The organism is Brevundimonas albigilva (assembly GCF_023573565.1).
Taxonomy (GTDB): Bacteria; Pseudomonadota; Alphaproteobacteria; order Caulobacterales; family Caulobacteraceae; genus Brevundimonas; species Brevundimonas albigilva.
The window spans coordinates 412,242-432,965 of sequence record NZ_CP097649.1 but is presented as its reverse complement, the minus strand read 5'-3'; the positions used below and the strand labels follow the sequence as shown (position 1 = coordinate 432,965).

Genomic DNA, 20,724 nt, shown 5'->3' with positions numbered 1-20,724 from the left:
GGTCAGGACGCAGAAGCACAAGGGCTACGTCGGGTGGGTGGTCTTGAACCGCAGCACGCCCGTCTGTGGGCAGATGATCCGAGAGCATGAACCATGACTCCCATCACCTTCTTCCATGGCAATCAACTGTGCCAGATCGCACCACAGCGTGACGGCGTCGGCTATGTGGGCCTTCGTAATGGGCGGATCGTCGCGACTGCCCCCGATCGTCCCGGTGTCGCGCGCGCTCTGATCTTGGCGGCGCTGTGGCGACGGTGATCACTCGCACCTCGGGTGAAAAGGCGTTGTGACCCAAACGCAGGGGTACGTGGCTGATCTCACCGGCGAAGCCGCCTCTAGCCGCCAGCTTTGAGCTTCAGATTGGTGTCGCCGCTGACGTGACCCCCGTTTCTCATCCAGCCATAACGAGAGTCCTAGGTTGATCTGAGCCGTGATTGGCTGGGTTGGCAAGAGGCCGGTCTGCGCAGCCATCAACCAGCGCAGCAGGCCGGCCGATGTTTCCGGTGAGCGCTTCTGCATAAGCCTGCGGCGTCAGCCACCCGAGCTTCGAGTGCGGACGCTGCTCGTTGTAATCGCGTCGCCACGCCTCCAGCACGGCGCGAGCGTGCGGCAGCGAGCGGAACAGCGTCTCGTTCAGCAGCTCGTCACGCAGCCGCCCGTTGAAGCTTTCGTTGAAGCCGTTCTGCTGGGGCTTGCCCGGTGCGATGTAATGCCAGCCGACGCCGGTGTCGTCGGCCCAGGCCAGGACAGCGTTCGAGGTGTACTCCGTGCCGTTGTCGCTGACGATGGTGTCGGGCCGCCCTCGCTGCCGGATGACGGCGTCCAACTCCCGCACGACCCGCGCGCCCGACAGCGAGGTGTCGGCCACCAGCGCCAGGCACTCGCGCGTGCAGTTATCGATCACCGTCAGGATGCGGAAGCGCCGCCCGTCCGTCATCTGGTCTGCGACGAAGTCCAGCGACCAGCGCTGGTTGGGCGCCAGCGGCAGGTCCAGTGGTCGCCGCGTGCCCATCGCTCGCTTCCGGCCGCCGCGCCGGCGCACCGTCAATCGCTCCTCGCGATAGATCCGCTGGACCCGCTTCCTGTTGACCGCATGGCCCTCGCGCCGCAGCAGCACGTGCAGGCGACGATAGCCGAACCGTCGACGTTCCTGGGCCAGGGCCTTCAGCCGGTCGCGCAGAGCGCCGTCGTCCGGGCGCGTCGCCTGATAGCGCACGCTCGTCCGATCGACGCCCAGAACACGACACGCCCGCCTTTCGCTCATCTCGTAGGCGGCCTGCAGATGGCCAGCCGCCTCGCGATAGCCGGCGGGCGTCACCACTTTTTTCCCAGCACGTCCTTCAGGGCCACGTTGTCCAGCATCGCGTCCGCCAGCATCCGCTTCAGCCGGGCGTTCTCATCCTCGAGCGCCTTGAGCCGCCGAGCCTCCGACACGTCGAGCCCGCCAAACTTGGCCTTCCATTTATAAAAGGTCGCCGAGCTGACCCCGTGGCGTCGGCACACCTCCGCCGTCGCCACACCGGCCTCCTGCTCCCGCAGGATCCCGATGATCTGCTCTTCCGTGAACCTCGATCGCTTCATTCTGTCCGTCCTTCGTTGGGCGGACTCTAGCTATTCCTGGAGGAGTTTCAGGGGGTCACGTCAGTGATGAGGCCGGCCAGTGGCGTCGCTGATCCCGGCGCGCGGCCTGACATGGTCCGCGGATGTGCGATCGGCAGGCCCTCAAACAGCGTGAACGAGGCCCAGCTGCTCCTGCGTGTCCAAACGCCCCTGAGTCATCACCAGGACTCGGTCGGCGCGCTCCAGCAGCGCCGGCCGGTGCGCAACCACGATCCGCGTCACCGGCAGTCGGGCGATCAGATCGGCGATCACGGTCTCCGTCTCTACGTCGAGGTTCGCGGTGCCCTCGTCGAGCATCAGGATACGAGGTTGGCGATAGAACGCGCGAGCGAGAAGAATGCGCTGCTTCTGCCCGCCCGAGAGGGCCGATCCCATGTCGCCGACAAGGGAAAGATACTGCATGGGCATGCGCGCGATGTCGTCGTGCACTTGGGCGACCGACGCAGCCTCTTGGACGCGCATCATGTCCATATCGGGATCGAAGAAGGCGATGTTGTCGGCGATGCTCCCCGACAACAGGCGGTCGTCCTGCGCAACGACGCCGATCGTCTCCCGCCAGGCGCGCCACAAGGCGGGACTGGCCGGGTGGCCGTCCAGCTCGATACGACCCTCCGTCGGGGTCTGGAGGCCCAGCATCAGCTTCAGCAATGTGGTCTTGCCTCCGCCCGAAGGCCCGGTGATCGCCAGGAATTCCCCGGGCTCCACCCGCAGGTCGAGATCTTCAAGGATCGGCCGGTCGGCGGCGCCATAGCGAAACCCGACGCCGCGCAGCGTCATCGCGCCGCTCACCGACGGCGCACGCGCTGGAACATCTCCCGGGGTTTCCGGCTCGGCGGTCACGATGTCGGCGAGCCGGTCCAGATGCAGGTTCAGGAACCGGAACTGGATGGCCTGATTGATCAGGGCGGTGGCGCGGTCCGTGAAGGTCTGGCGGAACGACAGGAAGGCGATCAGCATCCCGACCGAAAAGCCGTCGCCGCCCAGGATGGTCCGCGCGCCCAGATAGATCACCACCACCGTCTGCAGGCCCGTCACCAGGCCCTGCGCGAACGTCAGGGAAATCTGGAACTTGCCGACCGAGACGGCCGCGTTGATGGCGTTGGCGTAGAGATTGCGCCACGCGCTTTCCCGCTCCGCCTCCCGCCCCATAATCTTGATGGTGGTCGCGGCGCGCACGCTTTCCATGATGTGCGACTGCTCGCGCGCGCTCTCGACGATCTGTTCCTCCGTCCGCGCCCTCAACGCAGGGAAGACGGCGAAGGCCAGCGCCAGGTTGATCGCGACGGCGCCGACGACCACGGCGGTGAGCGTGGGCGAATAGAGCAGCAGGATGATGACGGCGACCAAGGCCATCACCCCGTCGATCAGGGCCGACACCACGCCGCGCGTCAGGACGTCCTGGATCGCCGAAGTGGAGCCGATCCGGCTCATGATGTCGCCGACATGGCGCTTCTCGAACCAGTCGGACGGAAGGCGGATCAGATGTCGGAACAGGTTGCCGACCATCTGGAAGGTCAGCATTTGTCCGAAGATCTGCAACGTCCACGCCCGCAGCGCTTCGATCGACGCCTGGACGATGACGAGCGCCCCGAAGCCGATGGCCAGCACGGTCAGCAGGTCGCGATCCGCCCGGCCGATCGCCTCGTCCACGACCAGCTGCATCTGGAACGGCATGGCGAACGCGGCGACCTGCAGGGCGACCGACAGGCCCATGACCTGAAAGAGGGCGGGCCAGAAGCCGACCATACGCCCCCACAGGCTGGTCAGCCGGATGGGCATGCGGGCCGTGATCTTCTCGAATGTGCTGGACGGGGTGATCTCCAGAACGACGCCGGTGAAATGCTTGGAAAGCTCCGCCGTCGAATAGGTCCGCGCGCCGGAAGCCGGATCGTGGATCACGGCCTTGTCGCGCGACACCGCCTTCAGGACGACGAAATGGTTCAGGTCCCAATGCAGCACGGCGGGCAGGCGCACCTTGGACAGGGCGTCCAGCTCGACGCGCAGCGCACGGGGCGCGAAGCCCAGCCCGTCGGCAAGCCCGATCAGGCTCCGCAGCGTCGCGCCGGACAGGGAGACGGGGAAGCGCTGGCGCAGCCCGTTCAGATCGACGTCATGACCGTGGTAACGGGCGATCATGGCCATGCAGGCCAAGCCGCACTCCGCGCCCTCCGCCGCTTGGATGACTGGAAGACGCTTCTTGCGCGCGAAGTTCAATTCGTTCGGACGGCTCATGCGCGCCGACCGGCGGCGTAGAGCGGATCGAGCAACCATTCGAGCAGGGACCGGCGATCGACGACGACATCTGCGGTCAGCAGCATGCCCGGCTGCAAGGGCAAGTCCTGTCCGTAGGCGGAGACGGTGTCGCGATCCAGCTTCACGCGCACGCGAAACACCGGCTCCTGTACCTGAAGTCCCGGAATGGCGACCTCGGCGGGCGCCAACACGGTGCGGGACACGGATTCGACCCGGCCCACGCCGGCGCCGAACTTCTGATACGGAAAGGCCTGATACATCAGTCGCACCGTCTGTCCCTCGCGGACGAAGCCGGCGGCGCGAGATGGCGCATAGAGTTCTGCTTCCAGGGAGCCCGTCGTCGGCGTGACCACGGCGACCGTGGCGTCGGCGCCGACAGTCTGTCCGGTAGCGAAGGGCAGGGCGGCCACACGACCGCCGACAGTGGCGACGACGACATAGATCGACTGGCCTTCCGTCTGCGTGCGTTGCTGATCGAGGGCGGCGGCGGCTGTCACCGCGTCCGCTTCCACCGACTTGAGATCGATGGGGATGGCGGCCAGACGCGCGTCGAGGTCGCCGATCTCGCGCTGATACTGGAGCACGACGCCGGCGAGTTCCGCCGCTTCCTGCTCGATCGCCAGCGCGGCAGACCGGCGGTCCTCCAGCTCACGCTGGGGTAAATAGCCCCGGGCGGTGATGACCTCGGCGCGCTGAACCTCGGCGCGCGCCAGTCCGACACGTTGGCGTTGGAGCGACAGCCGGTTCTCGGCCTGCGTCCGTTCCCGCACCAACGCGGTTTTCCGTGCATGGAGTTGCTGCTGTTCGGCGAGCAGGGCGTCTCTGGCCGCGAGCGCGCGAGCCGACGCCGCTTCGCTCTGCATCTCAAGACTCCGCGCGAGCGCCGCATAGCTGTCGCCGCCTTCCAGCGACGAGGAGAGTCGGATTCGGGCCACGGGAGCTCCGGCCTGGATCGGTTGGCCCTCGCGGACAAGAAGCGCTTCGATGACGCCGCCCTGGCGCGCCGTGAGCCGGATCAGGCCGGCGTCCGGGGCGAGCCAGCCAGAGACGGTCTCCTTGCGGGCGTAGGAGGCCGTGGAGACGAAAAGAGCGAGGAAGACGACGACGGCGACCGCGAGTGCGGTGATCCATTTGAGCGGAGTCGATGAGGCGAGAATGACGTCGCCTGAAAGGCGGGACGCGGCATGGCGCGTCGCCTCGGCCCGAAATAACTTCGACACAAGCTATCGCTATCGCTTCAAAAATCCTTTCCCGGCGTCCCGCGCGTTGCCGGGCGGGACGCCGGGAGGCTCACTTGCAGACCCTGCTTGATGTGGCCGTGCCCGAGACCTTCTCGGTGACTGTCACACAGTCATCCGATCGCAGGCCGGATATCAAAGATCCAACCGACCAGCCGAGGGCGCCCAACGCCATGACCGAGACGATCACGACCAACGGGGTCCATTTGGGAGCGGTTTGCATGCGAGCCACTCAGGTGCAGACGGTCGTGGTGACGGTCTTGTTGCCCTGCTTGGTCGTGGTCGTGGTGCAGTCGTCCTTGCTCAAGGCGTTGACCGCGGCGATCGCGGCCGTCGCGACCGCGGCCACGCCGCCAACGATGGCGGTCGCCACGGCGGGATTCAGCACCAGGGCGACGAGCGGACCAGGACCGCCCGAGACCTGATCGATCTCGTCCGCCCTAAGAACATAGATATCGGACACTTTTCCCTCCGGGTTGCGAGCTAAGTCATAAGCTCGCCCAAATCTTTCAACCGACACGAGCGTGATCAACCGGAATGGTGGTGTTGATCGTGCGTCAGAGTGTCGCAATCTGACGTTGATTGCTGAGCTTGATTAACAGGTGTCGCGTCGGATGAGGCTGCGCTCTCACTACTGGCGCAGTATCGATCGACAAGGACCGTCCGCCTTCGCGAGCAGCCAGCCGACACAAAATTGTGATTGTGGGAACGTTGATTCAGGATTGCGTCTCCGACGGCGTGCAAACTCAAATCGTCCGGCTTTTCCCCATCGCGCTTGGAGGTCGTGAAATGCTTGACGCAGCTCACTTCATGCAGCGGGTCAAGGATGCCGCTGTCGGTAAGATCAGGCCGTTGACCGAGGACCAGATCGACCTGGTCTCGGGAGGCCACGATCCGGGCTCGCCGCCCTATTCCGATTTGACATCCCCGGATCCGGGCTGGCCCTATTTGGATTCCGGCCCCTTCATCGACCACAACCCCTATTACGACTCCGCCCCCTACTTCGACAGCGGGCCGCCGACCGGACCGATCCAGATCTGAGAGGAGCTGAGGTTGCAGGCCGTTTTGGAAGATTGCACGCCGCCGTCGAAGCTGAGGTTACGGGAAAGCACTTCTCTGGAGGTGGTGTTCAAGATTCAGGAGACCTGCAACCTCAACTGCACCTATTGCTACATGTACAATCTCGGCAACGATCTGCATAAGGTCGTACCGAAATTCGCGTCCCTCGAAACCTGCGTCGCGGTCGCCGACTTCATGGCCGACGAGCTGCTTGCGCATGACCTGTCATCCGCGCGCCTCGTGCTCCATGGCGGCGAGCCGATGTTGATGCCCGCCCATCGTTTCGCCGAACGCATGGAGGCGATATGGGCTCGCCTCTCAGAGCGCCTTCCGGCCTCGCTGCTCGGCCGGGTCGGCTTCGGCATGCAGACCAACGCCACGCTCGTCAGCGACGCATGGATCGACCAGCTCGCCCGATGGAAGATCAACATCGGCGTGAGCATCGACGGTCCGGCCTGGCTGAACGATCGACGTCGGCAGGATCATCATGGGCTTGGCTCCCATGCAGCAGCGCTCGCGGGCATCCGGCGCCTTCAGGAGGCGGTGCGTGCGGGCAGCCTGCCCGGCGTCGGCGGGCTGTGCGTCATAGATCCTGCGGCCGACGGCGCCGAACTCTACCGCTATCTTTCCCGCGAAGTCGGCTTGCGCAGCTTCGACTTGCTCCTGCCGTTCATGACCTGGGAAACACACGATCCGAACGTCGTCGCCGGCGTCGGGCGCTTCCTCCGGCAAGCCTTCCTCGCGTGGCGCGAGGACGAGTTCGCAGCGCGGGTCCGGATATTCGAAAGAGCGATGAAGGTCCTTCGCCACCGGGGCGCCAATGCCGCCGATGTCGACGAGGTCGCGGTCGGGCACATGATCGTCATCGTCGAAAGCGACGGGTCGATCTCGCCGGAGGAGACCCTTCGCGAAACCACGAAAGAGCGGGTGACCAGCCGGCGCGTCACCACCTCGAGGATGCGCGATCTCCTGGAGGACGAGGTCTTCGCCCATGTCCTGCTGGCCGACCGAACCTGGGCGACGGAGTGCCGCGGATGCGTGCTTCTGGAAAACTGCCGCAGCGGCCATGGCCTTGGTCGGATCGGGCAACGCTTTTCGGGGACGGACTACCAGCGCAAGACGGTGTATTGCGACGCCTTCCAGGAGGTGTTCGTCGGTGCGGCCGCCCTGCTGACGGACGGCGGGAAATCGTTCGACCGTCTCGCCGCTCCCCATTTGGCGAATGAGGCGGACCTAGCGGGAGTTTCGACCTGACGATGACCGGTGTTAGCAGACGTTGGCTGTTGGGCGCGATCGCGGCTCTCCCTCCGAGCCTGGTCGCAGCCGGCAGGGTCGGCGGAGAGGAAATCCGACCCCGTGGGCAGAGTGAGCCGGCCGGTGAATTCGACGCGATCGCGGATCCCTGCGCGCCCGCCGCAGGGCGCGATCAGCCGCCCTATCTCGCCCTTTTCAGCTCAGGGCCGAAACAGATCGGCTTCCTCGCCGCGATGCACACGCAGGACGCCTCGAGCCCGACCTTTCGGCTGATCTCCCGGTCGTTCGAGCGACTCCAACCCAAGATCGTCGTCGTCGAAGGCGTTCCGACCGAGGAAGGGCTCAGCCCTGCCCGACTGTCCAACCGGGGCTTCGTCCGTCGCCGCGGGGGCCAGTACGGCGAGAACATGCAGGCCGCCTACGAGGCGGAAGCGCGCGACATCCCGGTCATCGGCGGAGAGCCCGCCCAGTCGACATTGTTGCAGGCCCATGTCGAAGCTGGAGCCGATGGCGCTGACGTATTCGCCGCTTACCTGCTCCGCTATTTGCGAGGCGCGTTTCTTGCGCGCCGGCCCGGCGGCGCCGACGATCAGCTCCGTGATCTGCAGCGTCGTCTGCTACCGACTCTGGGACAATCCCTGGGCGTCACGGACTTCGATATCTTCCAATGGTACCGGGCTTCCTATGGCGTCCTGCCTGCCGCCGACTCCGAACTCGCCGAGCGGGGCAGTCCGTGCGGCCCCGGCATAGCGTCGGAAATCGTCGCGAGGGAAACCCGCCTGCGCAACGAACATCTGCTGCGCCTCATCGAAGCCCTTTCAGGCGCCTATCCCTCGGTTCTGATCGTCTATGGCGCGGGGCATTTCGATGCGCTCGCGCCGGCCTTGCGCGATCTGTACGGCGACTCCGCGCTGATCGACGGAAACGTCGCCTAGCCGGTCGGCGCCGCTCGGCCGCTCCCGCCGGCGACGCAGATCGGCTATCAACCCCCTGGGCTCTCATAATGATCGAGGGACCAGAGGGGGGCACGTCAGGTGAAGATCGTTGGCTCGAACGTGCGACGGCTTCGCAAGGAGCGCGGCCTAAGCCAGGAAGCGCTCGCCGGCGAAGCGGGGCTCGCGATGCGCCATCTTGGCCGTATCGAGCGCGGCGAAGGCAACCCGACCGTCGCCATTCTTGGTCGGATGGCAGAGGTTTTGGACGTGCACCCGACCGCGTTTTACGCAGAGCATCCCTGAGGCTGGACGACTGCCAACGCACGATTGCCTCGCGACCTGACGGTCGGGTCACTCCTTCTTCGAGGTTCCTACCAATGCCGCGACCAGTTCGGGCGTCATCCGAACCTGCGGAAGTTTGCCAAGCAGCTCTGGAGGCAAGGTGACCTCCCCGGTCAGTTGAGGCTTGAAGGGGATTAGCTGGATTCCGAGCACGTGCATAAATTGCAGCATGAACGTCGCCGGAAACGTCCCTCGGCTGATCTTATTGCGGACACTGACTTCCGTCTCTCCAATCCCTATGGCCTGCATGCGCTCAGCTATTTCGGCGTAGGTGAGGTTCTGACGACGCTGTTCCACCCGCAGAAGCGTTCGCGCCTGCTCCCGCCAGGCGTGCTCGGGGTCATCCATATCGGCGGGGGTGGGCGCGCGCTTAGCCATTCCTTTTCATGACATCACTCGGTCAGGCGATCAACCGACGCGACTTAGCGCTCGTTTAAGCGATGAAAATCGCAAATATGCGACAAAATCCTTGACGCGCGCTGACGCTACAAGTATCGCACATACGCGACAAAAATCTCCTATGTGCGTTGACTTCACTGGCTCTCCTTCAAGGCCCGGCACATGCCGCGACGCCTACCGAGGTCGCCGAACTCTCGGAAGAGGAGGCGCGTGCCCTCTTTCGCCGTTACCGATTCGCTGAAAACGGTGGGGAGCCGTTCTGTAATCGCTGCGGGTGCCCGGCGGCGTGGACCTACCAGGACGGCAAGCGCTACAAGTGCAAGCAGTGCTTGAGGCAGTTCACACTGACAACCAACACGCCGTTCGCCTACCGCAAGCTCCCCTTCAAGACGATCCTGCTGATCCTCGCGCAGTTCAATGTCGCCTATCAGGGGCGCAGCGCCTTGGAGATCAAACGTGACCTTCGCGCCAAGGTGAAGAACTACAAGACGATCTTCGTCTGGCTCCACAAGATCAGATGCGCAATGCAAGCTTTCGAGCGGCGCACGGTCCTGCATGACGAGGTCGAAATCGATGGCAAGGAGCTGAAAGGCTATATCCGCCCCAAGAACGTGCGCGATGACAAGGATCACTACCGTTTTCCATATGGCGCGCCGGACCGGACGTTGCGGGTGACGCTGGCCCGCCAGCGGGGTGGTCCCGCCCGCGCATGGGTCGCCAAGCAGGAGCATCACCCCGTCCCGTCGTTCATCGAGGTGGTCAATCCAAACGCCGTCGTATTCGCCGACGGCGGACACTGGGGCCAGATTCGCGACCATTGCGCGCTGAAGCGGGTCATCCACGACCACCACTTCTACACGCCGGAGGCCTGCACCAACTGGGCCGAGAGCGGCTTCCGCGTCCTTGAGGGCATGCGGATGATCTATCGCCGCATCCTCGGCAACTATCTCGACCTCTACACGGCGCAGCTTACATGGCGGTTGAGCCACACGGCCGTTGGTCCGGACGAGAGTTTCGCGGCACTTCTGGGAACGATGATGACCCCCGGCCGCTCGCCGATGGCTGGCTACTTCCTCAAGAAGAAAGCCGGCGGTTCCAAGCGCCGTTGCGCGATCATCAATCAGGACGGCCAGCCGATCGAGTGGAGTCCGCCGAGCGTCGAGGAGCGGCGGCGGGCGCGCAAGGAGGCCAAGCGCATCCGGGGAGAAGAGGAGACGCCGCGCGTCGCCGACGCCCGATCGGCGACGCGTTGGCGTGAAGGCTTCGAGTTCATCTCGGCGGGCGAGTTTATGGACGATCCCAAGCGAATGCCTCTAAGCCCGGGCGTCTATGGTCTGTTCCTTCGGAGCGGCGAACGGCTCTTCAACCTAGCCGGCTATTTTCCTGATCCGCAGTTTCCGGTCTGGGACTACGGGGTGTGGCGCAATGGCTACCTTGGCGAAGGTTACTCTCTCCGTGAAAGGCTAACCGGGCACCTGCTCGGTAGCATCGGGGACTCGCCGTTCCGTCAATCGATCTTCGCCATCCACTGGGTGGCGGGGACCGGCGAACTGGGCGACCTGGGGAGCCGTCAGGCAAGCGAAGCGGCCCTAAGCGAGTGGCTGCGCAGAGAAGTCGTGATCGGATACAAGGTTTGCGGTTATCACAAGACGGTGGAGAAGGAGATGCTGAAGCGCACCGCCGCGCCGTTGAACATCCGGGATCGCGATCCATCCCCGTTCAGTCGCCTGCTTTCGAGCCTACGCCAACGCTTCCGCGAGGCTGTGGTCGCCGCGTGGGCCCCGCCGCCGCCTAGCAGTCGCCCTCGCCAGCGGCGCTAGCTGACTCATTTCCGCGCTGTCGCGACTTAAGCGCCCATCGCGGCGGTAGTCCCCCGTCATTCACTAATCCCTGCTGAGCGCGCTGTAACGCCGCGTTGATCGCTCCGTATGCCTGAACATGGGCGGGACCGTCATCGATGCTGAGGTCGTGGCGCTCGGCGACGTGATCCAGAATCTCACGTACCGTGAGCCAGTCGCCGGTCTCTCGCAACACGTCATAGGCCGCGTCCGCCCATCCCTGCGGCGGACGGTTCGGTCCCCGGCGCAGCGGCCTGATCAGTTTTTCTTGGTCGGGATCCCATTCCGGATCGAACATCTGGATGACGTATACGATGTGTGGAAGCGCCTCCCTGATCTCCTTAGCCCTCGTTTCGCGCTCGCCAGCCTCGGCTGCGAACGCCTCGCCGCCCCGCCACTTCTTCTGCCGCAGCTTCGGCGGGTTCTCTATCCAGTGCAGTTCGCCACCCAGACGGCCGTAGAGGCGCTTGAGATGGCTGGTTAGCTGCTTTCCGCTGTTCTTTCGCCCCAGCGCCACGTCAGCCCCCTCGAAACGATGAGCCGACGTTTATTCGAGCTTAGGTGTGTTTGCTACCTATAGCCGCCTCGTCCGCGTCCCTCATCGCCGGCTCCCCCCGTCGTTGCGCCCGCCGCTCGCCGGATAGGCCGTCAGGAAGTCGTCGCCGGGCACGTCGGGAAAGCCCCGGAAATTTCGCCCGTTTCCGAACGTCTCCACGCAGGTCTCCCAGCGCTTGTCGCAGGTCGCGCCCGGGAACAGCGCTCGGTCCGCCCCGCACCGCCCGTCGCCCAGGCGCGCGTCGCACATCCGCCCGTAGGTCCGCCCCACGACCCGCTCCAGCTGCGCCAGCGGCCCTTCCAGCTCGGCGGTGAACCGACCGTCCTCGCGGCTGATCCGCGCCAGCCGCCCGGCCCACAGCCGCACCCTCAGGTCCGGCCGGCTCCAGTCGACCCGCCACAGTTCGACCGACGCCTGGTCGTACAGGCCCGCCTCGATGTCCGCCTCGCTCAGGACCGCGTCGTCCAGCACCCCGGCCGCCGTCATCGACCCCGCCGCCAGCCCGACCGCGGTCTCCTCGGCCCCCGCCGTCCAGCCGCTGGCCGCCCGGCACGTCAGCCCGTCCATCGTCAGGTCGCGGTCATGGTCTGTGAACCCCGTCACGACCCCGTCCGCCCGCGCCAGCCGCCACGCATGGCACAGCGTCGCCGCCCCGCTTTCGATGCGGGCGGCCAGTTCCTCGGATATGTCTCTCATCTCAATCCTCTCCCTCCCCGCGCCGGGGAGGGTGGTCGCGCAGCGACCGGGTGGGGCGGGCCAGGCGACACGCCGCCATCCTCAGACCCTCACCTCGATCAGCGGGACCGCCGCCATCCGCCCGGCCTCGAAGGTCTCCAGCGTCGCCTCGATCCGGTCGCTGTCGAACCGCACCGGCGTGTCGAAGTGGAACCCCGCCGTCACCGCCTGGCCCGCCCCCGGCGCCGCCTCCAGCGTCACCACCCCCGTCGTCGTCTCCACCGCGAAGGCGTCGGGGGCCAGTTCCACCCCCGCCACCGCCGCCCGCACCGTCCCTTCGACCGGCTTGGCGATCGGCCGCGCCACGTCGCCGTACAGCTTGACCAGCGAAAACGTCCGCCGCGCCCCCGTCCCGACGCCCAACATCTGGTCCAGCGGCCCGGGCGTCGCGCCCGGCGCGCACGACCTGTGGTCGGCGAAATCCTTGAACCGGAACCCGTGCAGCCGCCCCCGCCGCGCCTCGAAGAAGGCGACCAGCTCGGCCATGTCGTCCAGCGACCGCAGATTGGCCCCGATCAGATAGCGCCTGCGCCCCATCGCCCAGGGCGTCGATCGCCGCTCGTGTCCCGACGCCAGGGTCGCGATCTCGGTCCGTCGCTCCACCCCGCCGGTCGAGCCGAACGCCAGCCGCGCCGGCAGGCGCACCTCATGGAAGGCCATCCCCAACCTTTCCCTCGTTTCGCTTGTTCGAAAATCCGTGCTCGTCCATGCTCCGCGCGCGGCCGGAGGGGCCGCTTCACCCAGGAGCGAGACGCGTGCGCGGAGAAGTCCTCAGCTACGACAGCACGGCCGGAACCGGCCTCATCAGCGGCGACGACGGCGTGCGCTACGGCTTCGACGCCGCCGCCCTGCAGTCCCCGGCCACGCCTGCGCCGGGCGTGCGGGTCGATTTCGTGGCCGACGGCGACCAGGCGACCCAGATCCTGATCCTGGCCGGCTCGCCCTCGACGGTCGGCGTCGCCGGCGCCGCGCCGCTCGCCGCGGGCTCGGGCTTCGACTTCCAGTCGGCCATGTTCTCCTTCGAGGGCCGCCTGCGCCGCTCGCACTTTTGGATCGGCTTCCTGATCATCTTCGGCGCCAACGTCGTGCTGGGCTGGATCCCGATCCTCGGCTGGCTGATCTCGCTCGCCCTGATCTGGCCGAACCTGGCGATCGCGGTGAAGCGCCTGCACGACATGGGCCGGACCGGCTGGCTGGTCGTCGCCCCCTATCTGATCGGCTTCGCCCTGCTGATCGCCGGCATGGTCATCATGTTCGGCGGCATGGCGGCCACGGGCATGACCTCGGACTACTACGAGGACAATCCGGCCGCGGCCCTGGCCGTCATGGGCCCGGCCTTCGGCGTCTTCGCCCTGTCCTTCTTGGTCGGCGTCGCCTTCCTGCTGTGGGTCGGCCTGACCGACAGCCAGCCCGGCGACAACCGCTTCGGCCCCAATCCGAAGGGCCTCTGACCTAGATCCTCCCCCGCGTTGCGGGGGAGGGGGACCGCGTAGCGGTGGAGGGGGCGGACGCCGCACGACGCCAACCGTCCAAACCCAGTCCGTTTCGCCCCCTCCACCACGCTTCGCGCGGTCCCCCTCCCCCGTTACGCTACGCTTCACGGGGGAGGATCGCTCAAATCCGCCGCGCGCCCAGGCTGACGGCCCGCGCCAGCATCTGGGCGATCTGCGCCTCGGACCGCAGCAGCGCCGGCGCCCCGCCGTCCACCGTCACGTTCACCGTCACCCCGCCGCCCGGGACCGGCTCGACCACGCCGCCCGTCGCCGGCCGGAACACCTCCGGACCGCGCTCGCCGACCAGATAGGCGCCGCCGGCCGACACCGGCCCGCCGTCCGCCCGCGCCCCGCCGAACGCGCCCAGCGCCGCCTGAACCGCCGCGCCCAGACCGCCCGACCCGGCCGCCGCATTGACCGCGTTCAGCACCGCCCGCGCCAGCTCGCCCAGGCTCACCTCCCCGTCCGCCGCCGCCCGCGCCAGCGACCGCGTCAGGCTGTCGCCCGCGCGTCCGAAGGCGTCCTCGATGGCGTCGGCCGCCTCCCGCGCCGGCGCCTTCAGCGCCTCCAGGGCGGCCGCCGCCTCGGCCGCCTGACGCGGCACGCCGTCCAGCCCGCCCGGCTCGAACTCATCCGCCATCCGGCCACTCCTCTATCATCCGCTCCAGCGCCGTCCGCCCCAGAGGTCCCGCGCCCGCCGGCGCCTGGACCAGCATCCGCCATTCCCGCAGCGACAGCCGCCAGAACGCCTCGGGCGCGATCCCCAGCGCCGCCGCCGTCCGCAACATCTCGGCCCAGGGCGTCATCCGGCGGCGGCGGCGAACGCCCGCGCGACGGCCTCCGCCGCTTCGCGCGGCTGGACCGCCTCTGCCGCCGAACCATCCTCGCCCCCGCCCCGCAACAGCGCCGCCAGCACCACCATCAGATCCCTGCCCGACAGCGCCCGCATCCGCTCGGCGACGCCGCCCAGCCCCTCGACCCCCAGCCCCGTCTCGATCTCCGCCAGAGAGCCCAGCGTCAGGCACAGCCTCCGCTCGCCCCCCGCCAGCCTGACGACGACCTCGCCCCTGACGCCATTCATTCAAATCCTCCCCCGTGAAGCGCAGCGTAACGGGGGAGGGGGACCGCGAAGCGGTGGAGGGGGCGGACGCAGACTCGGTCTCCACATTCCACACCCAGCTCGCTTCCGCCCCCTGGAACGGCCCCTCCAGCACGCCGAAGTCCGGCACCACCAGCCGCCAGGTCTTGGCCGCCTGCTCGAAGAAGGCCTCCCTGACCAGCGCATCCGACGCCGCGTCGCGAAAGATGCCCTGCCCCGACACCGCCGCCGACTTCACCCCCGCCCCCGCCAGCAGCTCGCGCCACCGCCCGGCGCTGTCGCCGTCGGTCGCATCGACCGTGCGCGCATTCAGCGAGATCGTCCGCGCCCTCAGCCCCGCCACCGTCGTGAACACGCCCGGCGCGCCCTCGATCTTCAGCAGCATGTCCTTGCCGGCTTGTGCCGTCATGTCTGTTTCTCCATCCCCGAATTCTCCCTCCCCGTCCGGGGAGGGTGGTCGCGCAGCGACCGGGTGGGGGCGGCAAGGCGATACGCCTCGGCCGCCGGCCCTTCCCACCCCGCCGATGCTCCGCATCGGCGTCCCTCCCCGGCCAGGGAGGGAGAAGTCACGCCGCCACGCCCTCAGTCACCGCCCTCAGCCGCACCACCGCCCAGGTCCGCCGTCCGTCGCCCGAACGGGCCACGTCCGACCAGACGACCCGCAGCGACACCGTCCGCACCCCGTCCGCCTCCAGCGTCGCCTCATGCAGCCGCGCCCGCACCGCCGCCGAGATCGCCTTGGCTTCCTCGGTCCCGGCGAAGCGCGACACCGCCGTCAGGGTCAGCGCCTGCTCGACCCCGCCGCCGTCGGCGTCCAGCGGCCGGCTCTCGCACCGTCCGACCAGCAGATGCGGAAACCCCGCCCCCTCCGGCGCCTGATCCCACACCCGCCCGCCCAGCAGGGCGTCCACCGCCGCATCGGCCTTCATCGCCGCGACCAGGGCCTTCTGCAGCGCGCTCTCGTGATCGGTCATCGCACCCGCTCCAGCCCCAGCTTCGCCCGCCCTGGCCGCGTCGGCTCGACCGTCACGATGGCCCAGTCCGCCCCGCCGAGGCGCAGGCGTCGCCCGACCGCCAGCCGCGCATCGGCCCGCGCCTCCGCCGTCATCGTCTCCACCGCATGGCGCTCGTCGCCGGACCCGCGCTCCTGGCGCCGTCGCGCCCCGCATTTCAGCCAGGCCGAGCCCGCGGGCTCGAACGTCACGCTCCGCCCGCCATACGGCGTCTGCGCCTCCACCGCCCGGTACAGCCCCGCCAGAACCGTCACAGCCGCACCACGCGATAGGGCGCGATCCACCCCTCGACCGGCGCGACGCTCATTTCCGCCTCGCCCCGCTCATAGGCCCTGAGCGCCAGCATCAGCACCGCCAGCCTGAGCGGCGCCGGCGAGGTCGACGTCAGGCTCAAGCCCACGTCCCCCTCCACCCGCGCCTGGGCCGCCTCGACCAGCGTCTGGATCAGCCCGTCCTCGGCCTCATGCTCGACCCGCAGGAACAGCTTCGCCTCCGCCACCGTCACCGGCTGCGCCATGCAAACCTCCAATGTTCAGAAAAATCAGATCCTCCCCCGCAAGGCGGGGGAGGGGGACCGCGAAGCGGTGGAGGGGGCGGACGCCGCACCGGCTTGGAAACCGGAGTCACGAATATGCCGGCCAAAACCGAGTCCGCTTCCGCCCCCTCCACCACGCTGCGCGCGGTCCCCCTCCCCCGTTCCGCTGCGCTTCACGGGGAAGGATCGCCTCAGCTCGCCGCGAGCTTCATCACCTTGCCTCTCGGCGACTACGTCGCGGCGAACTTCATCACCTTGATCGCGTCGAAGTTCTGCACCCCGCCGCCGACGCGCTTGGTGGTGTAGAACAGCACATAGGGCTTGGCCGTGAACGGGTCGCGCAGCACCCTGACCCCCGCCCGGTCCACGATCAGATAGCCGCGCTGGAAGTCGCCGAACGCGATCGACAGGCTGTTCGCCGCCACGTCCGGCATGGTCTCGATCTCGGTGATCGGATAGCCCAGCAGGCTGGCGTTCTCGCCCAGCCGCGCCGCCGGCTGCCAGATGTAGTTCCCGTCCGCGTCCTTGAACTTGCGCACCGTCGAGACCGTGCGCCGGTTCATCACGAACCGCCCGTTCGGCCGGTACTGGGCCTTGGGCGCATAGATCAGGTCGATCAGCCGGTCGGTCGGATTGGTCGCGGCGAAACCGCCCGCCGCGCCCGACGCCACATAGCCGATCTGGCCCCACGCCTGGTCCGCGTCCGCCACGGCGGCATAGCTCAGGAACCCCTTGGGCTTGTTCGTCCCGTCGCCGGTGACGAAGGCCTGGGTCTCCTGGGCGGCGAAGGCGTCCTCGACCTCGCCCGCCAGCCATTCGTCCAGGTCCACCAGGGCGTCGTCCAGCAACGCCTGCGTCGCCGCCGGACTGGCGTACAGATCGGCCGACGGAAACTCCAGCAGCGCCAGCGTCGCCGGGTCCGTCTCGGGCCGCGCCGCCGTCTCGGCCACCCAGCCCGAGGCCACGCCCGCCGTCGACACCGGCTTCCTGAACACGCCGGCCGCCACCGTGCGCACCGTGGCGATCTCGCGCATCGGCGACACCGCCATCAGCCGGCGCTCGATGGCCCGCTCGGTCTCATACGGCACGACATAGCCGCCCGAGGTCGCGCCGGTGCTCAGCCCCGCCTTGGTCTCCAGGCCGACGGATTGGCCGGTCTTCAGATAGCCGTCCCACGCCGCCTTCGCCTCCGGCGCCGACGCCGGCTCGGCCGCCTCCCCGCCGATGACGGGCCGCCGGTTCTGGCTCATCGCCCGGTCCAGCCGCGCCTGAGCCGCCGCGACCGCCTGGTCGATGCGCGCCACCTTCTCCTCCAGCAGCACGTCGGCCGCCGCCTTCCTCTCGATCTCGTCCAGCCGGGCGTCGTTCGCCCCCTTGAACGCCTGGAACGCCGCCATCACCTCGCGCACGGCGTCGCGCGCCTCCGGCGAAGCCGGGGCCTGTTTGGTCTCTTTCATGATGTCTCCGGTTGAAGAACCGCGTCTTGCGGCTAGTGTCGGGACGTGAACCGTCCTCTTGAAATCGTCTGATGGCCGCCCGCCTCACCCGTCTCGAAAGCGCCGTCCTGGACGCCCTGGCGTGGGAGTTGCGCGATGTCGTCCCCGACCTGGCCGGCCAGGTGGAGGAAAGCCTGCCGGGCCGACGCCGCAACACCGGCGCCGGCCTCTATTCGGAACTGATCGTCGACCGCCATCGCCCGCCGCCCCGCGCCGAGGCCCAGCGCCGGATCACCGGCCTTTTCGGCACGGTCCACGTCATGGTCGGCGACCTTGAGGATCCCATCGGCTTCCAGGTCGAGCTGCGCCAGGGCCGGCTGATCGCCCTGCACGGCCAGAGCTACGGCCAAGACACCCGCGCCATCGACTTTGCGACTACGCCCTTCGACGAGGTCTTCACGATCGACGAAACCGGCGAGTCCGTCCTCTACGAGCCCGCCGCCCACCGCCGCGAAAGCCCGCTTCACCGCCTGCACGACCACCCGGACATCGTCCCGCCCGGCCCGGCCGACGGCTCCGTCGCCCCGGTTCCCGACCGAAAGCTCTCGGCCCTCCAGCGGGTCCAGTTGGAGCCGACGCCGGAGTCCAACGCCAAGACCTTCGGCCTGCCGTCGCCCGACGAACCGACGCCGCCGCCCGTGGCCACCGGCCCGGTCGCCCTGGTCACGACCGGCCTTCACCTGCTGCTCGTCGTCGTCGGCCTGATCCTGGTCTTCGCCTTTCGCTTCTCCCTGGTCTTCGTCTTCCTCGTCGGCCTGTGGGCGGTGCGCGCCATCAACGGCAAGAAGGGCCGCGCCGCCGTCCGCGACCTGACCGAGCGCCTGCGTCAGGCCGGCGTCCTCGACAGGCTGAACCGCGCCCCCGGCAGCATGGGGAAGGTCACCAGCGACACCTCCCACAGATCGACCCCGCTCAGGACCCGCAGCCGGCCCTGACGCCGCGCCCGCGCGGTGCGATAGCCGATCGACAGGCCGTCCAGCGCCCCGGCCCGGCTCAGCGCCTGGGCCAGCCGCGCCTCGGGCGACCAGTCCATGATCCGCCCCCGCACGAACAGGCCGCGCGCGTCCTCGGCGATCGCGTCCCACACCCCGACCACCGCCCGGCCGTCGTGGCCGTGCAGCATGCGCACCCCCTCGGCGCCGGTCTTGGCCAGGCTGTCGGCGAACGCCCCCGCCTGCACCACGTCGCCGTTCAGATCGGCCGCGCCCCACAGGGAGGCGTAGCCTTGGATGACCAAAGCTCCTCCCCCGCCTGCGGGGGAGGGGGACCACGAAGTGGTGGAGGGGGCGGACGCCGCACGAACGCCGGCCCAGGTCGCTTTCATTTCCTGGCGGCCAAGATCCAGCCCGTTTTCGCCCCCTCCACCACCCTTCGGGCGGTCCCCCTCCCCCGCTTCGCGAGGGAGGATCGTTCCAGACGTCCTCACTTCTCCTCCAGCCTCCGTTCGATCCGCTCCACGGCCGCCGCCGTCGCCTCGCCCTGCGCCTCCAGCCGCGCCAGCCGCTCGGCCACCAGCCTCTGCTCGCCCACCCGCTGCTCCAGCGTCGCGATCCGCGCCGCCGCCCCGCCGGCCCACAGCAGACCCGCGATCGTCTGCACCGCCAACGCCGCGATCAGCGCCGCCGGCGCCTTCCTCAACTGCTCCATCATTGCCCGACCCCCGCCATTCGCCGCCGCTCCTCGTCCGTCAGGAAGCTCGCGCCCTCCAGCCGCGCCCACAGCGCGTCCCGCTCGGGCTGCAGCGCCGCCACCGCGTCCAGGTCGGCCCGCACCTCGCAGCCCGCGAACCGCTCGCCCAGCCACCCCGTCAGCGCCCCCGCCGCCTTCCTGACCAGCGGGATCACCGTCTGCCTCCAGAACGCCGCGTTCGCCTCGCGATAGTTGGCGTAGGTCGCATCCCCCGGTATCCCCAGCAGCTGCGGCGGAACCCCGAAGGCCAGGGCGATCTCGCGCGCCGCGGCGTGCTTGCCGGCCGTGAAATCCATCTCCGCCGGCGTCAGGCTCAGCGGCTTCCAGTCCATGCCGCCTTCCAGCAGCACCGGCCGCCCCGCGTTCGCCGCGCCCGCATAGTTCTCGTCCAGCTGCGCCTTCAGCGCCTCGAACTGGTCGTTCGTCAGCCGCTCGCCGTCGCGCGCGCCATAGACCAGCGCGCCGCTGGGCCGCGCCGCATTGTCCAGCAGGGCCTTGTTCCAGGCCCCGGCCGCATTGTGCGCGTCCACCCCCCGCGCCGCCGCCTCCAGCGGCGACAGCCCGTACCAGTCGTCCAGCGGGTGCCACAGCTTCAGGTGCATCACCGGCGCCCAGCCGTCCGCCGCCCGGCCGATCCGCACCGACCGCCCATCGACGCAATAGTCCCACGCCTCGGGCCAGCCTGACCGCCCCGGCACCACCTTCACCCGGTCGGACCGCAGCGCCCACAGCTCGTCCGGCGCCCCGTCCCCGTCCGCGTCCCCGGTCGCCTCGACATAGGCGTTGCCCGACACCTGCAGCGCCCCGTACAGCGCCTCCATCAGCTCGGCCCCCGATTGCTCGGGATTGGGCCGCCGGATCAGCTTCGCCAGCGGATGGGCGTCGTCCCGCGCCCCGTCCACGAACACCGCGAACGGCGCGGACGCGGCGGCCTCGGCGATCATCCGCACGCAGCGATAGGCCACCGCGTTCCGCTGATACCCCTCGCGCGCCAGGCTGGCGTAGTCGTTCGGCGTCCACCTGGGCCTTCCCACGGACGAGAAGGCCGCCACCGCCCCCGCCCGGCTGGCCTTCGCCTCGGGCGCAGCCGCCCGCCCCCGCTGGCCGAACGGCCATCGCATCGAAACCATCGAAATCTCCCTGAAACCAATCCTCCCCCGCGAGGCGGGG

The 20,724-nt window shown here is 68.4% G+C and carries 26 protein-coding genes and 1 pseudogene; 8 read left to right on the top strand and 19 right to left on the bottom strand.

What is annotated here, in order from left to right:
• Positions 1–93 precede the first annotated feature (93 nt).
• Entirely contained in the window at positions 94–258 is a 165-nt protein-coding gene (locus M8231_RS02220) for a hypothetical protein (RefSeq protein WP_250202148.1), read from the top strand.
• 133 nt (positions 259–391) lie between these two features.
• On the opposite strand, the gene M8231_RS02215 is transcribed toward M8231_RS02220, so the two are convergent.
• From M8231_RS02215 to M8231_RS02200, 4 genes are all read right to left on the bottom strand, one after another.
• Positions 392–1,581 (bottom strand): IS3 family transposase gene (locus M8231_RS02215; protein ID WP_376785546.1). Its coding sequence is split into 2 segments (ribosomal slippage): positions 392–1,323 and positions 1,323–1,581, totalling 1,191 coding nucleotides; the frame shifts between segments, so codons are not numbered across the junction.
• A 141-nt stretch (positions 1,582–1,722) separates the two neighbouring features.
• Complete coding sequence (locus tag M8231_RS02210) at positions 1,723–3,891, bottom strand: peptidase domain-containing ABC transporter (RefSeq protein ID WP_039245016.1); 2,169 nt, start codon at positions 3,889–3,891, stop codon at positions 1,723–1,725.
• Positions 3,849–5,093 (bottom strand): beta-barrel domain-containing protein, encoded by a 1,245-nt coding sequence (locus M8231_RS02205; protein ID WP_039245018.1) that lies wholly within the window; start codon positions 5,091–5,093, stop codon positions 3,849–3,851. Before M8231_RS02205 ends, M8231_RS02210 begins: the two co-directional genes overlap by 43 nt.
• 250 nt (positions 5,094–5,343) lie before the next feature.
• Positions 5,344–5,574 carry a hypothetical protein gene (locus tag M8231_RS02200; RefSeq protein ID WP_250202147.1) on the bottom strand — a complete coding sequence of 77 codons (231 nt, stop codon included), beginning with the start codon at positions 5,572–5,574 and terminating at the stop codon, positions 5,344–5,346.
• A 326-nt stretch (positions 5,575–5,900) separates the two neighbouring features.
• Between M8231_RS02200 and M8231_RS02195 the strand changes: the two genes are divergently transcribed.
• The 4 genes from M8231_RS02195 to M8231_RS02180 all read left to right on the top strand — a co-directional run bounded on the left by M8231_RS02195 (position 5,901) and on the right by M8231_RS02180 (position 8,662).
• Positions 5,901–6,152 (top strand): hypothetical protein, encoded by a 252-nt coding sequence (locus M8231_RS02195; protein ID WP_250202146.1) that lies wholly within the window; start codon positions 5,901–5,903, stop codon positions 6,150–6,152.
• Between the two features lie 12 nt (positions 6,153–6,164).
• Positions 6,165–7,424 (top strand): radical SAM protein, encoded by a 1,260-nt coding sequence (locus M8231_RS02190; RefSeq protein ID WP_157004450.1) that lies wholly within the window; start codon positions 6,165–6,167, stop codon positions 7,422–7,424.
• Positions 7,425–7,453: 29 nt separating this feature from the next.
• Complete coding sequence (locus M8231_RS02185) at positions 7,454–8,359, top strand: hypothetical protein (protein WP_157004451.1); 906 nt, start codon at positions 7,454–7,456, stop codon at positions 8,357–8,359.
• Between the two features lie 99 nt (positions 8,360–8,458).
• Entirely contained in the window at positions 8,459–8,662 is a 204-nt protein-coding gene (locus tag M8231_RS02180; protein WP_250202145.1) for a helix-turn-helix domain-containing protein, read from the top strand.
• A 48-nt stretch (positions 8,663–8,710) separates the two neighbouring features.
• On the opposite strand, the gene M8231_RS02175 is transcribed toward M8231_RS02180, so the two are convergent.
• Entirely contained in the window at positions 8,711–9,079 is a 369-nt protein-coding gene (locus M8231_RS02175; protein ID WP_205618542.1) for a DUF6471 domain-containing protein, read from the bottom strand.
• A 149-nt stretch (positions 9,080–9,228) separates the two neighbouring features.
• On the opposite strand from M8231_RS02175, the gene M8231_RS02170 reads away from it, so the two are divergent.
• Positions 9,229–10,920, top strand: coding sequence for a transposase (locus M8231_RS02170; RefSeq protein WP_157004453.1), 1,692 nt, complete (start codon positions 9,229–9,231; stop codon positions 10,918–10,920).
• Here the strand turns inward: M8231_RS02170 and M8231_RS02165 are convergent.
• The 3 genes from M8231_RS02165 to M8231_RS02155 all read right to left on the bottom strand — a co-directional run bounded on the left by M8231_RS02165 (position 10,892) and on the right by M8231_RS02155 (position 12,889).
• Positions 10,892–11,455: a hypothetical protein gene (locus M8231_RS02165; RefSeq protein WP_157004454.1), complete on the bottom strand. Its 564-nt coding sequence runs from the start codon at positions 11,453–11,455 to the stop codon at positions 10,892–10,894. The genes M8231_RS02170 and M8231_RS02165 overlap by 29 nt on opposite strands.
• 81 nt (positions 11,456–11,536) lie before the next feature.
• Positions 11,537–12,190, bottom strand: a complete 654-nt coding sequence (locus M8231_RS02160) for a baseplate hub domain-containing protein (protein WP_250202144.1) — start codon at positions 12,188–12,190, stop codon at positions 11,537–11,539.
• A gap of 81 nt (positions 12,191–12,271) precedes the next feature.
• Positions 12,272–12,889, bottom strand: a complete 618-nt coding sequence (locus tag M8231_RS02155) for a DUF2460 domain-containing protein (protein ID WP_249751349.1) — start codon at positions 12,887–12,889, stop codon at positions 12,272–12,274.
• Positions 12,890–12,984: 95 nt separating this feature from the next.
• Between M8231_RS02155 and M8231_RS02150 the strand changes: the two genes are divergently transcribed.
• Positions 12,985–13,680, top strand: coding sequence for a DUF805 domain-containing protein (locus tag M8231_RS02150; protein WP_249751350.1), 696 nt, complete (start codon positions 12,985–12,987; stop codon positions 13,678–13,680).
• A 163-nt stretch (positions 13,681–13,843) separates the two neighbouring features.
• Here the strand turns inward: M8231_RS02150 and M8231_RS02145 are convergent, their stop codons facing one another.
• From M8231_RS02145 to M8231_RS02110, 8 genes and pseudogenes are all read right to left on the bottom strand, one after another.
• A complete protein-coding gene (locus M8231_RS02145) occupies positions 13,844–14,362 on the bottom strand; it encodes a phage tail tape measure protein (protein ID WP_250202143.1) in 519 nt (172 codons plus the stop codon).
• Positions 14,352–14,528, bottom strand: coding sequence for a phage tail assembly chaperone (locus M8231_RS02140; RefSeq protein WP_250202578.1), 177 nt, complete (start codon positions 14,526–14,528; stop codon positions 14,352–14,354). The genes M8231_RS02145 and M8231_RS02140 overlap by 11 nt, the downstream gene beginning before the upstream one ends.
• Entirely contained in the window at positions 14,525–14,803 is a 279-nt protein-coding gene (locus M8231_RS02135; protein ID WP_250202142.1) for a GTA-gp10 family protein, read from the bottom strand. Before M8231_RS02135 ends, M8231_RS02140 begins: the two co-directional genes overlap by 4 nt.
• Positions 14,804–14,849: 46 nt before the next feature.
• Positions 14,850–15,230 (bottom strand): annotated as a pseudogene (locus M8231_RS02130) (phage major tail protein, TP901-1 family); the annotation flags it as partial.
• A 157-nt stretch (positions 15,231–15,387) separates the two neighbouring features.
• Entirely contained in the window at positions 15,388–15,795 is a 408-nt protein-coding gene (locus tag M8231_RS02125) for a DUF3168 domain-containing protein (protein ID WP_249751354.1), read from the bottom strand.
• The gene (locus M8231_RS02120) at positions 15,792–16,088 is read right to left on the bottom strand and encodes a phage head-tail adapter protein (protein WP_249751355.1); all 297 of its coding nucleotides are present in this window, start codon (positions 16,086–16,088) and stop codon (positions 15,792–15,794) included. The genes M8231_RS02125 and M8231_RS02120 overlap by 4 nt, the downstream gene beginning before the upstream one ends.
• Positions 16,085–16,351: a head-tail connector protein gene (locus M8231_RS02115; RefSeq protein ID WP_249751356.1), complete on the bottom strand. Its 267-nt coding sequence runs from the start codon at positions 16,349–16,351 to the stop codon at positions 16,085–16,087. The genes M8231_RS02120 and M8231_RS02115 overlap by 4 nt, the downstream gene beginning before the upstream one ends.
• A 248-nt stretch (positions 16,352–16,599) precedes the next feature.
• Positions 16,600–17,826, bottom strand: coding sequence for a phage major capsid protein (locus tag M8231_RS02110; RefSeq protein ID WP_249751357.1), 1,227 nt, complete (start codon positions 17,824–17,826; stop codon positions 16,600–16,602).
• Between the two features lie 71 nt (positions 17,827–17,897).
• On the opposite strand from M8231_RS02110, the gene M8231_RS02105 reads away from it, so the two are divergent.
• Entirely contained in the window at positions 17,898–18,800 is a 903-nt protein-coding gene (locus M8231_RS02105; protein ID WP_249751358.1) for a hypothetical protein, read from the top strand.
• Here the strand turns inward: M8231_RS02105 and M8231_RS02100 are convergent.
• The 3 genes from M8231_RS02100 to M8231_RS02090 form a co-directional block, all read right to left on the bottom strand.
• Complete coding sequence (locus tag M8231_RS02100) at positions 18,692–19,102, bottom strand: HK97 family phage prohead protease (RefSeq protein ID WP_249751359.1); 411 nt, start codon at positions 19,100–19,102, stop codon at positions 18,692–18,694. The two genes, M8231_RS02105 and M8231_RS02100, sit on opposite strands and share 109 nt — an antisense overlap.
• A gap of 185 nt (positions 19,103–19,287) precedes the next feature.
• Entirely contained in the window at positions 19,288–19,512 is a 225-nt protein-coding gene (locus M8231_RS02095) for a hypothetical protein (protein ID WP_249751871.1), read from the bottom strand.
• Positions 19,512–20,684 carry a phage portal protein gene (locus tag M8231_RS02090; RefSeq protein ID WP_250202141.1) on the bottom strand — a complete coding sequence of 391 codons (1,173 nt, stop codon included), beginning with the start codon at positions 20,682–20,684 and terminating at the stop codon, positions 19,512–19,514. The genes M8231_RS02095 and M8231_RS02090 overlap by 1 nt, the downstream gene beginning before the upstream one ends.
• Between the last annotated feature and the right edge of the window lie 40 nt (positions 20,685–20,724).

Coding starts and splice junctions, on each gene's coding strand:
- M8231_RS02110 (WP_249751357.1), bottom strand. CDS start 17,826: ATGAAAGAGACCAAACAGGCCCCGGCTTCGCCGGAGGCGCGCGACGCC.
- M8231_RS02125 (WP_249751354.1), bottom strand. CDS start 15,795: ATGACCGATCACGAGAGCGCGCTGCAGAAGGCCCTGGTCGCGGCGATG.
- M8231_RS02195 (WP_250202146.1), top strand. CDS start 5,901: ATGCTTGACGCAGCTCACTTCATGCAGCGGGTCAAGGATGCCGCTGTC.
- M8231_RS02105 (WP_249751358.1), top strand. CDS start 17,898: ATGGCCGCCCGCCTCACCCGTCTCGAAAGCGCCGTCCTGGACGCCCTG.
- M8231_RS02090 (WP_250202141.1), bottom strand. CDS start 20,684: ATGGTTTCGATGCGATGGCCGTTCGGCCAGCGGGGGCGGGCGGCTGCG.
- M8231_RS02115 (WP_249751356.1), bottom strand. CDS start 16,351: ATGGCGCAGCCGGTGACGGTGGCGGAGGCGAAGCTGTTCCTGCGGGTC.
- M8231_RS02140 (WP_250202578.1), bottom strand. CDS start 14,528: ATGACGCCCTGGGCCGAGATGTTGCGGACGGCGGCGGCGCTGGGGATC.
- M8231_RS02095 (WP_249751871.1), bottom strand. CDS start 19,512: ATGGAGCAGTTGAGGAAGGCGCCGGCGGCGCTGATCGCGGCGTTGGCG.
- M8231_RS02135 (WP_250202142.1), bottom strand. CDS start 14,803: ATGAATGGCGTCAGGGGCGAGGTCGTCGTCAGGCTGGCGGGGGGCGAG.
- M8231_RS02145 (WP_250202143.1), bottom strand. CDS start 14,362: ATGGCGGATGAGTTCGAGCCGGGCGGGCTGGACGGCGTGCCGCGTCAG.
- M8231_RS02175 (WP_205618542.1), bottom strand. CDS start 9,079: ATGGCTAAGCGCGCGCCCACCCCCGCCGATATGGATGACCCCGAGCAC.
- M8231_RS02210 (WP_039245016.1), bottom strand. CDS start 3,891: ATGGTTGCTCGATCCGCTCTACGCCGCCGGTCGGCGCGCATGAGCCGT.
- M8231_RS02155 (WP_249751349.1), bottom strand. CDS start 12,889: ATGGCCTTCCATGAGGTGCGCCTGCCGGCGCGGCTGGCGTTCGGCTCG.
- M8231_RS02160 (WP_250202144.1), bottom strand. CDS start 12,190: ATGAGAGACATATCCGAGGAACTGGCCGCCCGCATCGAAAGCGGGGCG.
- M8231_RS02220 (WP_250202148.1), top strand. CDS start 94: ATGACTCCCATCACCTTCTTCCATGGCAATCAACTGTGCCAGATCGCA.